A 14,818-nucleotide genomic window follows, 5' to 3' on the forward strand; every position below is an offset into this window, starting at 1 on the left:
GTATCGAGGGGGCTCGAACTGTTTTCCGTGGTGGTTCAGCGGGCGGGATCCGAAGGAGGATCCACCGGATCCGCCCGATCGCGCCCGCTCGCCCAGCGGAAGAACCGCTCGAGCGGACCGATGCCGACATACCTGCGCCACGTCCAGGCGAAGAGTGCCGAACCGACGACCAGCCCGATCAGCAGCGCCCAGGAGTCATCGGAGACCACTCCATCGGACCGGACGTACTTCGCGTTCGCGATGACGACGAGGTGCAGCGTGTAGATCGTCAGGGGCATCGCTCCCATTGCGACGATCGGCGAGAGCACGATGCCGGCCACGCGTCGCACCGGCTGCGCGGCGAGCCCGAGCAACGCGCACGTCCCCGCGAGGACGAGGACTCCGACGGCCGTGTTGCCGACCGTCTCGAGTGATGCCCGGAGCGGGATGCTCCACACGGTCGTCTCCGGCATGCCCGCGATGTCGTCCGGACCGGGGAGCAATCGAGCGATCGGCAGCGTCAGCGGCAGGATGGCCGCTGCGGCGATCGCCGCCCACGCCAGCGTGCTCGGCCGCCCGATGCCGGCTCGCGCCAGCCCCAGGCCGATCAGCATCACCGGGACCCAGATCACGACGGGGTAGGCGCCGAGCAGGAACCACTCGACGAGGATTCCCGCAGGGCCGTCGGCGAGCTCGAGAAGTCCACTCGGCCTCGCGGCCAGCTCGACGATCGCCGGCGTCACGACGAGGAGCCCGGCTCCGAGCAGCACTGCGGTGCGCCATGGGAGGAAGAGCAGTGGGAGCACGACCAGGAATGCGACGCCGTAGACGTCGAGGATCACGAGGACGAGCGGCCTGAGCGCCACGACGACCAGGATGCCGAGCGCGATGAGCAGCACGGCGCGGATCGCGATCTGCCGTCTGAGCGTCATCCGTTCGATCGGCTCCCGCACAGGGGCGACGCCACCCGTCAGGAGCCCCAACCCCACGCCGGCGGTGAGGGCGAACAGCAGGCGAGGGCGCTCGTCGGCGACCGAGATCACCGAGTCCCAGAACTGGTCCCCCGTGGCGGGTGCGACGTGGGCCACGAACATGCCGATGAGGGCGAGGCCGCGTGCGGCGTCGACGCCCGTGATCCGCGATCGCACGGTGCGGACCGGGCTCGGACGGTGAACGGGCATGCGCCATCTTCGCATCCGACCGGGCGTCCGGCCGCCTCTCGCCGTGTCGCTCGACCGGGTCTCCACGGCGCCCGGACGTTCAGGGGCGGGGCGCGCACACGGTGTAGCGCCCCGACTGCAGCTCGACGACGCATCCGTCGATCGGGGGCTCCCCCGCCCAGATGGTCGGGTCGTCGGCAGTCGGCTCGCCGGCATCGGTCAGGCCGATGTGCGCGCCGGCCAGCACGGCGACGCTCACCGCGGCACCCCACCACGTCGCGAGTCGATCGTGACCGAGGGCGGCGATGTCGACCGCGGCGGCGCGCTGGTCGGACAGCGTCTCCCCCGTCGCGCCGGGTCGCGTCCCGACGGTGGCGACGCGCCCGGCGATCGACCAGACGAGTGCGCTCACGAGGACCGTCACGAAGACCGCGACGGCCGCACGCGTCAGGATCGAACGGGACCCCCTCCAGACGATGCGAGCGGCCGTCACGGTGGCGGCGCCGACGACCGGGACGAAGGCGAGGATGCCGGGCGCGGGGTGACGGACCCACGCGGGCGTGTGCCGGGAGACGAGCCACCACGCGACGAACGTCGCGGTGCCCAGGATCGCGATCATCAGCATGGTGGCGGCCTCGCGTCGGCTCACCCAGGCCCGGCCGTCACGGCCGAGCACGTCCGGATCGCGCCGTACCAGGCGCGCGGCGACGACGAGCATCGTGCCGGCGCCGAGCACCGCGAGTGCAGCCAGCGCCGCGGCGACGCCCGAGGGCAGGTTCCAGGACCCGAGCAGGACCCCGATCTTCTCGACCGGCGTCACCACGTACCCGCGCTGGCCACCCGAGAGGAGGAAGTACCCGAAGTCCCGGAGGTTCGCCCAGTACCCGCCGAACCCGAGCGTGAGGAGCTTCGCGAGCTCGAAGGCCAGCGTCGGTGCCGCTGCGGCCGCTGCGGCGACGAGGACCTTGGGCACGGTCGTGCGGAGGCGAGCGGGCCACGGCCCGGCGGCGTCGAGCAGGACGGCGACGGCGAAGGCCGGAACCGCGAGCAGGGCGATGAACTTCGTCTGGATGGCGAGACCCACGAGCAGTCCGGCCAGCCACGGTCGCCGGTGTGCGAAGAGGAGCGCTGCGGCGAGGAACGCCGCAGCGGCGACCTCGCCGAGCACGTCGGCGGGAGTCTGGATCGGAGAGGGCAACGCCGCCGTCTCGAACGCCAGCGGCACGGCCATCGCCACGAGCGCGGCCCAGCGGCCGCCGAGGCGGCGCCCGACGAGGCCGAGAGCCACGAGGAGCCCGAGGTAGGCGAGCGTCGCCACGAGCCTGCCGGCGAGCACGGGGTCGACCCCCAGCGCCAGGAGACCCGCAACGGGGACCAGGATGACCGGACCGGTCGAGATCCGCACGTCGAACGGGGTGAGCGTGCTGCCCGACAGCGTGCCGTCGCTCGCATAGCCGAGCCCCCGGACGAGGTTGATCGGCACGGTCAGGTTGAACGCCTCGTCCTCCCAGAGGCGCACGGTCGTGATGCCGGGGACGAGCACGGCCAGGTTCGCCACGACGAGCGCCGCGAAGACGACCCACCATGCCACGCGTACGACGGAGCCGGCCGAGACCATGGTCGCCGCACCTCGCTCGGCGTCGGATCCCGTCGTCACCTGGCGACTCCGGGCCGGAGCGACACCCGCCAGAGCTCGGCCGCCGCATCGACGGCGAATCGCCTGAGGCGCTTGGGCGGGAGCTTGGGCGGGCGATCGACGCCCCACATCGTGCCGGTCTGGTTGGAGCCACGACGGGGCAGGCTCGCGACCCGCACGTAGCGCACGGTGTACCCGCGTCGAACCTCGGCGAGCGAGAAGTGCACATGCGGCACCAGTGCGTCGGCGGGCACCGCGGCGAGCAGCTCGGCGAGGGGACCCGGACGGTAGACCCGGAGCGGCGTGTTCACGTCGGGCACACGCCGACCGACCGCGGTCCACACGACGACGCCCACCGCGAACGTGAGCACCCGGCGGAACCACGGGTCCTCGCGACCGCGTCGAACCCCGTGGACGACGTCGGCGGAGGTCGAGACGGAGGCTCGGACGGTCCTGGCCAGGTCGGCCCCGTGGAACTGCCCGTCTCCGTCGACGTGGAGCACCAGATCGGGCGATCGCTCGAGCCCGGCCCGATACGCCGCGAGCGCTGTGGGCCCGTGCCCGCGGTTCGCGTCGGCGCGGATGGTGACGAGCGCCGGCAGTCCGGCCTCGAGTTCGCGGAGCACGCGGAACGTGTCATCCGTCGACCGGTCGTCGACGACCACGATGCTGAGCCGTGCGGCGAGCGGAGCGAGGTGCTCCTCGATCTCGGCGAGGAAGCCGGGCAACCCCTCGGCCTCGTTGTAGGCGGGCATGACGACGACGAGATGGTCCAGCTGCACACGTCCTCCCGGCGTTCGGCCGGACGCGGGGCGATGCCGGCTCCGTAGTAGCGTAGTCGAATGTCGCAGCACGCTCGTTGGCGCCGTCTCGCCGGGCTCGGCGCCCGATTCCTGACCGTGGGCGCGATCAGCACGATCATCGAGATCGCCGTGTTCAACCTCCTCTACCTCGTGCTCGGCGTCGATGTCGTGGCGGCGAAGATCGTGGCATCGCTCGTCGCCCTCGTCAACGCGTACATCGGCAATCGCGAATGGACGTTCCGCCATCGCGGCGGCCACACGAGGGCCGTGGAGATCACGCTCTTCATCGTCGTCAATGCCGTCTGCACGGCGCTCGGCGCGCTGCTGGTCTGGGCGGGCGTCCTCGCCGCATCCGCCGCGCTCGGTCGCGAGGCCGGTCCGTTCGTCGTGAACGCGGTCAACCTCGCGAGCATCGTCGTGGTCGTCGTGCTGCGCTTCCTCCTGTACCACTTCATCGTGTTCCGGGGAGTGCGGGTCCGCGAGGACCCGCTGCCTGCCGGGTCCGGAGGAGGGAGCGGCTCGACGCTGCCGCGCTGATCGCACGACCGCGGTCGCGCCGGGGGCCCGCGAATCGGGAGGCTCCTCGCTCCGTCAGCGTGACGAGAGGTACCGCTTCAGTGCCGTCGCCGCATGTTCCGGCTCGAATCCCGTCGCGCGGATCTTGGCCAGGTCGAACTCCCCGTGCGCCGGCCGAGCGGCGATGGGCCGACCGGATGCGACACGTTCGCGGGCGTAGTCGGCGGTGCTCGTGGATCGGACCCTCGCCGGGTCGTGGCCGACCTCGGCGAAGACCTCGCGTGCGACGTCGAGCCAGCTGACCACGGGGCCCCCGTTGGAGAGATGGTATGTTCCGTGCTCGGGACGGCGCGCGAGCAGGTGACGGATGCCGCGGGCGAGCTCGTCCGCGAAGGTGAGCCGCCCGGTCTGATCGGCGACCACGGCGGGGTCGATGCCCTCCTCGGCGAATCGGACCATCGTGCGAACGAAGTTGGCCCCGTCGCCGATGAGCCATCCGGTCCGGACCAGGTAATGGCTCGGCACCTGCTGCACCGCGAGCTCGCCCGCTGCCTTCGAGGCACCGTACGCGCCGAGTGGCGCGGGTGGTTCGTGTTCGGCATGCGGGTGCGTCGAACCGTCGAAGACGTAGTCGGTGGACACGTGCACGAGCGTGATCCGGCGCCGTCGGGCGATGTCGGCGAGCACGCCGACTCCGGTGGCGTTCACCGCCCACGCCTCGACGCGCCCGTCGGACTCGGCACGATCGACGGCCGTGTAGGCGGCGGCGTTCACGACGGTGTCGACGCCGGACCAGTCGTAGGCGCGGATCGAGTCCGGCGAGGCCAGGTCGAGCTCGTCCCGGCCCGGGAAGCGGGCGAGGGGCCGGTTGGCCGCGCCGGTTCCGCCGAATTCCGCCCTGAGCGCCCGACCGAGTTGCCCGGTGCCTCCGAGCACGACCGTCTCGAGCGGAGGCACCGGTGTCGCGTCGACGAGGCGCGGGTTGGCGCGATCCTTCTCGGAGACCACGGCTCGGTCGAGCGGTATGGGCCAGTCGACGCCGAGCGCCGGATCGCCCAGGTCGACCGCCGAATACGCGGCATCCGCCGACCAGTGGTCGCTGACGAGGTAGGTGTAGGCGGTATCGGCCTCGAGGGCCTGGAAGCCGTTCGCGACGCCGCGCGGCACGAACACCGCGGTGCCCGGATCGAGCTCGTGGGTGACGACGCATCCGTACCCCGGCCCGGGCCTGAGGTCGACCCAGGCGCCGAACGCCCGCCCCGTGGCGACACCGAGGTACTTGTCCCACGGTTCGGCGTGGAACCCGCGGGTGGTCCCCACGGCGGCGTTGAACGACACGTTCTGCTGCACGGGGGCGAAGTCCGGAAGCCCCAGCGCCACCATCTTCTCGCGCTGCCAGTGCTCCTTGAACCACCCTCGTGCATCGCCGTGGAGCGGCAATTCGACGACGAGCAGGCCCGGGATCGCGGTCTCGTGGACGGCGAGCCGCGTCGACGGACCGCTCACCGGCCGAGCTCCGCGTAGCGCGCCTCGGTGGCGGCCTTCTGCGGTCCCCACCAGGCCTCGTGGTCGCGATACCACTCGATGGTGCGTGCGAGGCCTTCGCCGAAGTCGGTGTACCGCGGCGTCCACCCGGTCTCGGCCGTGAGCTTGCGGGCGTCGATCGCGTACCGCAGGTCGTGACCCGGACGGTCGTCGACGAGGTCGTACGCGTCTCGCGGCCGACCGAGCAGCTCGAGGATCGTCTCGACGACCTCGAGGTTGCTGCGCTCCCCGTTCGCGCCGATGAGGTAGGTCTCGCCGATGCGCCCGCGGTCGAGGATGGCCAGGACGGCGCTGTTGTGGTCGTCGACGTGGATCCAGTCGCGCACGTTCCGGCCGGAACCGTACAACCTCGGACGCATCCCGCCCAGGACGTTCGTGACCTGGCGCGGGATGAACTTCTCGACGTGCTGGTACGGCCCGTAGTTGTTCGAGCACCCGCTGATCGTGGCGCGCAGCCCGAAGCTGCGCACCCATGCCGCGACGAGCAGGTCGGACGCCGCCTTCGTCGCCGAGTACGGGCTCGACGGCCGGTACGCGGTGAGCTCGGTGAACTTCGCGGGGTCGTCGAGCTCGAGATCGCCGTACACCTCGTCGGTCGAGATGTGATGGAAGCGGAGCTCGCGCTCCCGCGCCGCCTCGATGAGCGTGAACGTCCCCACGACGTTCGTGTCGACGAAGGGTCTCGGGCCGGCGAGGGAGTTGTCGTTGTGGGATTCGGCGGCGAAGTGCACGATCGCATCCGTCGCCGGATCCAGCGCGTCCGCGAGATCGGCGACGAGATCGGCATCGCCGATGTCACCGCGGACGAACCGGAAACGGTCGGCCGGCAGTCCCTCCAGCGAGGAGAGGTTGCCGGCGTACGTCAGCTTGTCGAGGACGACGACGTCGTGCTCGGTGTGCTCCAGGGCGTGCCGGACGAAGTTCGAGCCGATGAATCCGGCCCCGCCGGTGACGAGGAGGGTGCTCATGCGTGCCCGCCCCGTTCGAGGAGGCCGGCGAGGTACCGGCCGTACCCGGACTTGCTGAGCGACGCGGCGCGTGCGCGAAGCTGATCGTCGGTGATCCAGCCCTGCCGCCAGGCGACCTCCTCCGGTGCACCGACCTTGAGGTTCTGACGTCGCTCGATGGTGCGGACGAACTCCGTGGCGTCCGACAGCGAGTCGAACGTTCCGGTATCGAGCCATGCGGTGCCGCGCGGCAGGATCTCGACGCGGAGCCTGCCCTGGTCGAGGTACGCGGCGTTGACGTCGCTGATCTCGTACTCGCCGCGCGCGGACGGCTCGAGCGACCGGGCGATCGCGACGACGTCGTTGTCGTAGAAGTAGATCCCCGGCACGGCGTAGGCGCTCTTCGGGCGCGCCGGCTTCTCCTCCAACGACAGCACCCGTCCGTCTTCATCGAACTCGACCACGCCGTACGCGCTCGGATCGGCGACTCGATAGGCGAACACCGCCGCACCGTCCAGCTCGCGGAATCGCGAGAGCCGCGTTCCCATCCCGGGCCCGTAGAAGATGTTGTCGCCGAGCGCCAGGCACACCCGATCGTCGCCGATGAAGTCGGCGCCGATCACGAACGCCTGCGCGAGGCCGTCCGGGCTGGGCTGCTCGGCATAGGTGATCTCGATGCCGAACTGCGAGCCGTCGCCGAGCAGGCGATGGAACTGCGGAGCGTCGTGCGGTGTCGTGATGACGAGGATGTCGCGGATGCCCGCGAGCATGAGCGTGCTGAGCGGGTGGTAGACCATCGGCTTGTCGTAGACGGGCAGCAGCTGCTTGGAGACGCCGATCGTGATCGGATGGAGTCGAGTACCGGAGCCTCCGGCGAGGATGATGCCCTTCATCGGTTCGATTCTGCCGGACGAACCGGGTCACCCCTCGCCGCAGCCGGGCGCGTCGATCGTCACGCCGGCGGGCCGCACGAGCGGGGTGTGGCGGACCTCCAGCGGACCGTACGCCGCATCGGCCTCGCCGCTGTAGGTCGCGACGATGGTGTGCGAGGACGCGGGGACGTTCCGGATGTTGACCTTGACCGCGGGCCGACCGAGGTGCGGCAGCGGCGTCGCCGCCGCAGGCGCCCCGTCGACGGTCACCGACTGGAGCGTCGCCCCCACCGGGCCGTAGAGCACGAGATCGGTCGAGATCTCGCCCTTGGGGAAGTACTTGCCGGTCGCGACGTATTCGGCGAGGCCGTCGACGTCGCCTGGCTGGACGGTATTGGTCAGCGTCGCGCTCGTCGTGAAGGTCGGGGCCGTGCCGGCACCGACGGTGCATGCGTCCGTCGAGGCGGCGACGTCGAGCTGCAGGTAGTAGTCCATCTTGCCCTGCGTGATGTCGTTGACGTAGACCCCCACGACGCTCTCCGACGCGTTGTCGGTCGGCAGGATGCCGGTGATGCGCGAGCCGTCGATGTACTCGGCCTCGTCGGCATCCGACGGCACGTACATCAGCCGGTCCTCGTCGATGGATCGCGTGAGCGCCTCGACGAGGGCGCCGGCGTCTCCGCCGCCGGAGGTGAGCACCTTGAACACCGACGCGGCGGCGGACGCGAAGAAGGCGTCCTGCTCTTCGTTCTCGTCGTAGCGGGAGTACACCTCGTTGAGGACGAGGCTGGCCGCGTTGTCGGACGTGATCTGCTCCCCCGTCGGCAGGGTCACGGGTCCGGTCGCGCCCAGGATGTAACCGAGGGCGACGGGATCGAACGAGACGACGCCGTCGACCTGATCTCCGAACGACTCGGCCCAGAAGGCCCGGATCAGCTCGGAGGTCTCGGGGAAGTCGGGCGTCAGCGTGACGTCCATCATGTAGCGGCCGATCTTGTCCCCGTACAACGCCTCGGTCTCGGGATCGAGCGGGATGATCGGCTCCGCACGCCCGTTCTGGAAGTCGGTGCTCGCCGCCTGCCGGGCGATGCTGATCCGGCCGTCGGTGACGTTCACGAGCAGCAGGGCGGCGGGGTTCCCCCCGGTGCCGCGGGCCTCGGCGAGGTTCTGGAACAGGACGAGGTAGTTCCTCGGGCCGTCGGCTCCCAGCGCGCCGGGCAGCACCGCGAGCGCCTGCTGAGCAGGCAGGATCATCGGCTCGAGTTCGGTCACCGCTCCGTCGAGCTGGTCGACGCCGTCGCGGACCGGGCCGATCAGTGCCTGGCGATCCAGCGAGTCGAGCTCGGAGGCGACGTGGACGATCGTGTCGGCGACGCCGTCGACCGTGGTGGAGAGCTCGGTGAGGGCGGCGAGGTCGACGGCCCCGTCGACGGGCTTCAGGGCGTCGATGCTGAGCGTCGTCGCGGGCTCGACGACGCCGTCGACGAGCTCGTCGACCGATGCCGACGTGATGCGAACGGCCTGCAGGTTGGCCCCCAGCGTCGGGACCCACTCGAATGAACGCCACATCGGATCGTCCGTCAGTTCGCGCGCCTTCGCCGAGTGCGCGCGGAGCTGCTCGATCGTCGCGGTCGCGCCCTCCTGGTCGCCGTCGAGCACCTGCTGCTGCGCCTGCTTCGCGAGGGGGATGGCCTGCTCGAGTTCGTCCTTCGCGGCGAATCCGCGCTCGGCGACTTGAGCGCCGGCGACGCCGACACCGACCAGCGCGAGGAGGATGACCCCGAGCGAGACCGGGACCCACAGCCTCGCGCTCTTCACCAACGGCCGCTTGGGCCGATCCGATCCTCGCCTACTCACGCGAGCCATCGTATGCGGTGCTGGCCGTGATCCGGCCCGGAGCCGGATCACGATCCCGACACGGCATCAGTATGCGCCCTGCGCCCGGAGGACCGCACGCGCCGTGCGATAGAGGATGATGACGTCCCCGGTCAGGGACCAGTTCTCGACGTAGTACAGGTCGAGTCGGACGCTGTCGTCCCATGAGAGGTCGGAGCGGCCCTGGGTCTGCCACAGGCCCGTGATACCGGGCCGCACGAGCAGCCGCCGGCGCGCCCAGTCGTCGTAGCGCTCCACCTCCGAGGCGAGCGGGGGCCGGGGGCCGACCAGGGACATCTCACCGCGCAGCACGTTCACGAACTGCGGCAGCTCGTCGAGGCTGTAGCGACGGAGGATGGCGCCGATCCGGGTGACGCGGGGATCGGAACGCATCTTGAAGAGGACCCCGTTGCCGTCGGTGCGGTCGAGCAGGGTCGGGAGCTGCCGCTCCGCGTCGACGACCATCGACCGGAACTTCAGCATGTGGAACCGTTCGCCGTTGAGGCCGACGCGCTCCTGCGAGTAGAGGGCCGGACCAGGGCTGTCACGGCGGACCAGCACGGCGATCGTCAGGAACACCGGGCTCAGGATGATCAGGGCGAGCGTTGCCACGACGAGGTCGAAGGCACGCTTGGCTGCGTACTTCCGTCCGGTGAACTCGGGGTAGTCGACCTGGATGAGCGGCAGCCCGGCGACCGGACGGGCGTGGATGCGCGGTCCGGCGACATCCGTGAGCGCGGGCGCCACGACGAGGTTCGTGCTGGTCGCCTCGAGCTGCCACCCGAGTTCGCGCATTCCGCGTGGATCGATCGTGTCGGCCCCGGTGAAGACCACCGTGTCGGCGCGCGCGGCCCGCAGGGCGTCGTCGAGGCCGTCGTAGGCCCCGAGGACCGGAATCCCGGGCGCGAGTTCTCGGTTCGATTCGCCGTGCTCCGTGACCGCCCCGACGATCACGATGCCGGAGACCCCGTCGCGCTCGATCTGCTGGGCGACGTGCACCGACTTCTGTCGTTCGCCCATGAGGATGGCGCGGTGCAGGAAATGGCCCGCCGCTCTCCGACGGAGGAGCCACTTGCGCCAGGCCCAGCGCCCGGTGAGGAGGAGGGCGAGTCCGAGCGGCAGCGCGACGAGCACGTATGCGCGGCCGACCTCGGAACGCAACAGGAAGGCGCCGATCGCGAGCACCGCGAACACCCTGATGCTGGCATCGCTGATGCGCCGGTACTCGGCCGTGCCGGCGCCGACGATCGTGCGATCACGGGTGGCGAAGATCGCGAGCGACGCGAACCAGCCGCCGGCGAGGAGCGCTGAGACGAGCGCGTAGCTCAGCAGGTACTCGGCGTCGCCGAGACCCGGGATCCGGAGGGACGTGCCGGTGGTCCCGAACCGGATGAACTGCGATCCGTACACCGCGAAGACGATCACGACGAGGTCGGTCACGAGCAGGCGCCGAGCGTAGGAGCGCTGCCACGCGGCGACCACCTCGGCCGGACTCGTCCCGGTGGGCTGCCGTGTGAGGGTCATGCACCACCTCCACCGCCGTTGCTCGGCGGTCCGATGACGGCCCCCGAGCGCCCGCCGTTCGGGTCGGCGAGCAGGGACAGGCTACCGCGGGTTGTCCTCCTATGTGAGGACGGATCGGAAGTCACCCCCCGAACTGGGGCGAGCCGTCCGCTTCAGCGTGACGCCCGTCGAGCACGCCGCCGCTCTCCTGCAGGTAGCAGACGCCGCAGAGCGATTCGTAGGCGACCTCGTCGCCGTCGATCGCGACCTGGTCTCCGTCGAAGATGTAGCGGTCGCCGATACGGCGCCCGTTGAAGATCGCCTTCCTGCCGCAGCGGCAGATGGTCTTCAGCTCCTCGAGGCTGTGGGCGACCTCGAGGAGGCGTCGACTCCCGGCGAACGCGACGGTCTGGAAGTCCGTGCGGATGCCGTAGGCGAGGACGGGGATGTCGTCGAGCAGTGCGATCCGCAGCAGGTCGTCGACCTGGTCGCCCGTGAGGAACTGTGCCTCGTCGACGAGCAGGCAGCTCACGTCCCGTCCGTGCGACTCGATCACGGGCGTGCGGTGACGTTGGAAGAGATCGAGCACCTGATGGTCGGGTGCGATCGTGAAGTCGACCGCGCGAACGACCCCGAGCCTCGAGACGATGTCGCTATCGCCCTTCGTGTCGACCGCGGGCTTGGCCAGGAGCACCTGGTGGCCTCGCTCCTCGTAGTTGAAGGCCGCCTGCAGCAGGGCCGTCGACTTGCCCGAGTTCATGGCGCCGTAACGGAAGTAGAGCTTGGCCACTACTCGAGCATCCCGTCCTCCGCCGCGCGGCGGATCAACTCGGCCCGTCGACCGGCTGGTCGGCCGACCTTGGCGTACTTGTCCCGCGCGCGACGCAGGTACGTCTTCGCGGTCTCGTAGCCGACCTCCATGCTGGCGGCGACGTCGGCCGTCGACATCCCCTGCACGTACAGCTGGACGGCACGGTGCTCGGCGGCGCTGAGCGCGGCATCCGGCGGCGCCGCGAACGCGGGGCCCGCACCGCCGGTCCCGCCGGCGCCGGCTCGGTCGCCCGCCTGCTGGGGCGCCCGCTCTCCGCGGAGCGCCCGCCGTGCCGAGGCCACCACGGCCTCGACGGGCAGCGTCTTCGGTACGAAGGCGTCCGCGCCCGCGGCGAGGCACCGTTCCCGGGACGCGTCGTCGTCGAGCGCGGTGATGACGACGACGATCGCACCCGCCGCCCGGCAGGCGCGGATCCGAGACTCGATGGAGATCGAGTCTCCGAGCTGGAGGTCCATGAGCACGAGGTCCACGGGGAAATCGGGGTGGCGGATCAGGTCGAGCCACTGCGTGGCCCGGACGACGACCTCGAGGTCGGGCGAGTGATCGGCGATCCAGCTCGAGATGCCGTCGACGATGACGGCATGATCATCGAGGATCGCGACCCTGACGACCTCGTCGGCTTCGGGCTCAGTCGTCATGTCGGAATTCCACCCTCACATTCTCTCGCGTGATCTCGAGTTCGGCGCGCACGCCGACCGCACGCGCGGCCGCCAGGAATCGTTCGACCTCTCGCCGCGACGGCACCGGGCCGTGGTCCGGATCGACGATCGCGAGCAGGGTCACGGTCGCACCGCGTCCGTCGGCGGCGACGGTGATCCTGATCGATCGCGACCGCCCGCCGCTGCTCAGCCAGGACAGCAGCGCCGTCAGGGGCGGCCGTTGCTCGCTGCGCAGCCGGGCGACGGTGGCGCCCGGGTCCTCGACGGTGATCGGGACCTGTCGTGCGGCCTCGATCGAGGAGGCGAGGTCGTCGAGCCAGGTCGACTCGATGCCGGCCCTGAGCGCCCGGCGCAGCAGGTCCGCGAGCTCGCGAGCACGATCCGCATCGGCGATGCTGATCCGCTCGGCGTTCGTGATCCCCGCGAGGAAGGGCAGCACCTCGCGGCTGAGGACCGACACGCGACCCTGCTGCACCGAGCGCACGATCCCCGCCCGCACTCCGCCGTCGCGCTCGAGCGCGATCGCGTTCGCATGCCGTTGCCACGCGAGGCTCTCGCTCACGATGGTCGCGGAGTACGCGGCCCCTGCGGCGGAGAGCGCGAGGACGGCGACCGAGCTGACCGCGACGAGCGCGGCTGCGTTGGCCTGCGTCGCACTGGCGCCGGCCGAGCCGACTGCGAGGATGGCGAGGACGGCGGCGGCGACCGTCCCGGCTGCGAGCAGCGAGATCCAGGTGCTGAACGGGGCGAGGGACAGGATCATCAGGCCCACGACGAGCGGCCCGAAGTCGTCGTAGAGGTATCGGTCGGCGCCGACCGTGCTCACGTACTCGGCGATCGCGCCGCCGACGGCGAGCGCGACGGTGAACCAGAGTCGGTCGACCGTGAACGGCGCGCGAGCCGGGAGCGCCGACACCGTCGCCACGGCGCCCGCCGCCGCGACGAGGAGGATTCCGACGACGGCCGCGAGCGGTGACCCGACCTCGTCCCAGTGCCACGCCGTCAGGCCGATCGCCGCCACCACCGAGAGGCCCGCGCCGATGGCGACGAGCTGGGACGCGGCCACGCCGCCGATCGGATCGACCTCCTGCTGCGTGAGTCGGAGTGCGGCGCTCATTCGCCGCCCTCCGGCACTGCGAGCATCACGGTGGTGCCGACACCCGGGCGCGACCAGACGCGCGTGCGACCGCCCTCCTGTTCGATCCGACCCCTGATCGACGTGCGGAGCCCGATCCGATCGTCCGGGACTCGCTCGGGGTCGAATCCGCGTCCGTCGTCCACGACCACGACGGTGATTTCCCCGTCCGCACGCCCGAGGGCGACCTCGACGTCGTCGACGCCCGCGTGCCGCGCGACGTTCATGAGGCACTGCGCGACGGCCGCCTCGATCGCGGCGCGACGCCGGGGACCGACGCCGGCGAGCACGTCGCGAGTGCCCGAGACGTTCACGGTCAATCCGGCCTCGCGCGCGACGTCGAACGCCTCCGCGAGCGGTTCGACGCGACGGGGCGCCGCCACGCTCGAGGTCCCGCCGACCCGGCGTGCTCGCGCCCGGTCATCCCCCGACGCGTCGGATGCCTCGCGGCCGCCGGGTCCGCGGACCGCGGAGGCGACCGTGCCCTCCGCCGCGATCGCCGACCCGGCGGTCCCGTCGTCCTCCGTGTGCTCGGTGGCCCAGTCGCGCCCGACGATCAGCGTGAGATCGCGACCGATGGCGGTGCGCAGGCGCTCGTCGACCGGACCCGAACCCGACGCCGCAATCGCCACGAGGTGGCTGAGTGCGGTGTCGTGCAGACGAGCGATGGCGCGCAGTTCGTAGTCGTGACGGATGACGAGTTCGCGGGTCTGCTGGCTGGCCCGGTGCAGTGCCGCCTCACGGCGCCCTTCGCCTCGGGTCATCGCGTCGAAGACCCGCGTGACGACCACGATGGCCAGGGCGGCGGCCGCCGCCGCGTTCGGCGCCCAGGTCGCGCCCGCCGTCGCGGCCCCGAGGAACGCCGCGGCCTCCCCCAGTCCCCAGCCGAGCGTCGCCCACGTGATCGCGATCCTCGAGCCGATCCCGGCGCCCCCGACGAGCAGCAGCGCGGTCCGCGGCATGGCGAGGAGCGCGTTGTTCGTGGTCTCGAAGCCGCTTCCCGGGCCCATGACGAGCACGGTCAGGCCGAAGACGACGGCGGTGCCGCCGAGCAGGTACACCACGGTGAGCGTGACGCTCGGACGGAAGGCCACGAGCGCGAACAGGGCGGCCTGCGCGCCGAGCAGGACGAGTGCTGCGATCGCCGCCGGCGGTTCCGGTCCGACCTCGCCGGAGGGCCCGACGACGATCGATGCGATCGCGATGACGATGGCCGACGCCAGGCACACCGCACCTGCGGCATGCCCCGCACTCGCGAGCGCCCGGCTGAGGGACGCCCTCGCGAGATGCTCGGGCAGGCCAAGCGTCATCTGTGCTCCGATCCGGCCGTCTGGGGGAGACGGCACTGGCCGGATT

13 protein-coding genes are annotated in these 14,818 nt (G+C 71.1%); 1 reads left to right on the forward strand and 12 read right to left on the reverse strand.

Annotated features, from left to right (window positions below):
- Window positions 1-35: 35 nt before the first annotated feature.
- From ACSJD1_RS11625 to ACSJD1_RS11635, 3 genes are all read right to left on the reverse strand, one after another.
- Window positions 36-1,160, reverse strand: coding sequence for a heparan-alpha-glucosaminide N-acetyltransferase domain-containing protein (locus tag ACSJD1_RS11625; RefSeq protein WP_438855459.1), 1,125 nt, complete (start codon window positions 1,158-1,160; stop codon window positions 36-38).
- Between the two features lie 79 nt (window positions 1,161-1,239).
- On the reverse strand, window positions 1,240-2,796 hold the full coding sequence (locus tag ACSJD1_RS11630) for a hypothetical protein (protein WP_438855460.1): 1,557 nt from the start codon (window positions 2,794-2,796) through the stop codon (window positions 1,240-1,242).
- On the reverse strand, window positions 2,793-3,557 hold the full coding sequence (locus ACSJD1_RS11635; protein WP_438855461.1) for a glycosyltransferase family 2 protein: 765 nt from the start codon (window positions 3,555-3,557) through the stop codon (window positions 2,793-2,795). Before ACSJD1_RS11635 ends, ACSJD1_RS11630 begins: the two co-directional genes overlap by 4 nt.
- A gap of 60 nt (window positions 3,558-3,617) precedes the next feature.
- Between ACSJD1_RS11635 and ACSJD1_RS11640 the strand changes: the two genes are divergently transcribed.
- A complete protein-coding gene (locus ACSJD1_RS11640) occupies window positions 3,618-4,115 on the forward strand; it encodes a GtrA family protein (protein ID WP_438855462.1) in 498 nt (165 codons plus the stop codon).
- A gap of 54 nt (window positions 4,116-4,169) precedes the next feature.
- Here ACSJD1_RS11640 and ACSJD1_RS11645 read toward each other — a convergent pair whose 3' ends face one another.
- From ACSJD1_RS11645 to ACSJD1_RS11685, 9 genes are all read right to left on the reverse strand, one after another.
- A complete protein-coding gene (locus ACSJD1_RS11645) occupies window positions 4,170-5,600 on the reverse strand; it encodes a sugar nucleotide-binding protein (RefSeq protein ID WP_438855463.1) in 1,431 nt (476 codons plus the stop codon).
- Window positions 5,597-6,607, reverse strand: coding sequence for a dTDP-glucose 4,6-dehydratase (gene rfbB, locus ACSJD1_RS11650; RefSeq protein ID WP_438855464.1), 1,011 nt, complete (start codon window positions 6,605-6,607; stop codon window positions 5,597-5,599). Before rfbB ends, ACSJD1_RS11645 begins: the two co-directional genes overlap by 4 nt.
- Window positions 6,604-7,479 (reverse strand): glucose-1-phosphate thymidylyltransferase RfbA, encoded by an 876-nt coding sequence (rfbA, locus tag ACSJD1_RS11655; protein WP_438855465.1) that lies wholly within the window; start codon window positions 7,477-7,479, stop codon window positions 6,604-6,606. Before rfbA ends, rfbB begins: the two co-directional genes overlap by 4 nt.
- Before the next feature lie 27 nt (window positions 7,480-7,506).
- Entirely contained in the window at window positions 7,507-9,315 is a 1,809-nt protein-coding gene (locus ACSJD1_RS11660; protein ID WP_438855466.1) for a DUF4012 domain-containing protein, read from the reverse strand.
- Between the two features lie 66 nt (window positions 9,316-9,381).
- Window positions 9,382-10,857 carry a sugar transferase gene (locus ACSJD1_RS11665; RefSeq protein ID WP_438855467.1) on the reverse strand — a complete coding sequence of 492 codons (1,476 nt, stop codon included), beginning with the start codon at window positions 10,855-10,857 and terminating at the stop codon, window positions 9,382-9,384.
- 121 nt (window positions 10,858-10,978) lie between these two features.
- A complete protein-coding gene (locus ACSJD1_RS11670) occupies window positions 10,979-11,626 on the reverse strand; it encodes a thymidine kinase (RefSeq protein WP_438855468.1) in 648 nt (215 codons plus the stop codon).
- Window positions 11,626-12,306: a DNA-binding response regulator gene (locus ACSJD1_RS11675; RefSeq protein ID WP_438855469.1), complete on the reverse strand. Its 681-nt coding sequence runs from the start codon at window positions 12,304-12,306 to the stop codon at window positions 11,626-11,628. Before ACSJD1_RS11675 ends, ACSJD1_RS11670 begins: the two co-directional genes overlap by 1 nt.
- Window positions 12,296-13,444, reverse strand: a complete 1,149-nt coding sequence (locus ACSJD1_RS11680) for a hypothetical protein (RefSeq protein WP_438855470.1) — start codon at window positions 13,442-13,444, stop codon at window positions 12,296-12,298. The genes ACSJD1_RS11675 and ACSJD1_RS11680 overlap by 11 nt, the downstream gene beginning before the upstream one ends.
- Window positions 13,441-14,772: a sensor histidine kinase gene (locus ACSJD1_RS11685; RefSeq protein WP_438855471.1), complete on the reverse strand. Its 1,332-nt coding sequence runs from the start codon at window positions 14,770-14,772 to the stop codon at window positions 13,441-13,443. Before ACSJD1_RS11685 ends, ACSJD1_RS11680 begins: the two co-directional genes overlap by 4 nt.
- Between the last annotated feature and the right edge of the window lie 46 nt (window positions 14,773-14,818).

Source organism: Agromyces excoecariae (assembly GCF_051715505.1).
Classification (GTDB): Bacteria; Actinomycetota; Actinomycetes; order Actinomycetales; family Microbacteriaceae; genus Agromyces.

What these genes read in the sequence shown, in the direction of transcription:
- rfbB (WP_438855464.1), bottom strand. Translation starts at nt 6,607, where the DNA reads ATGAGCACCCTCCTCGTCACCGGCGGGGCCGGATTCATCGGCTCGAAC.
- ACSJD1_RS11680 (WP_438855470.1), bottom strand. Translation starts at nt 13,444, where the DNA reads ATGAGCGCCGCACTCCGACTCACGCAGCAGGAGGTCGATCCGATCGGC.
- ACSJD1_RS11685 (WP_438855471.1), bottom strand. Translation starts at nt 14,772, where the DNA reads ATGACGCTTGGCCTGCCCGAGCATCTCGCGAGGGCGTCCCTCAGCCGG.
- ACSJD1_RS11675 (WP_438855469.1), bottom strand. Translation starts at nt 12,306, where the DNA reads ATGACGACTGAGCCCGAAGCCGACGAGGTCGTCAGGGTCGCGATCCTC.
- ACSJD1_RS11640 (WP_438855462.1), top strand. Translation starts at nt 3,618, where the DNA reads ATGTCGCAGCACGCTCGTTGGCGCCGTCTCGCCGGGCTCGGCGCCCGA.
- ACSJD1_RS11665 (WP_438855467.1), bottom strand. Translation starts at nt 10,857, where the DNA reads ATGACCCTCACACGGCAGCCCACCGGGACGAGTCCGGCCGAGGTGGTC.
- rfbA (WP_438855465.1), bottom strand. Translation starts at nt 7,479, where the DNA reads ATGAAGGGCATCATCCTCGCCGGAGGCTCCGGTACTCGACTCCATCCG.
- ACSJD1_RS11625 (WP_438855459.1), bottom strand. Translation starts at nt 1,160, where the DNA reads ATGCCCGTTCACCGTCCGAGCCCGGTCCGCACCGTGCGATCGCGGATC.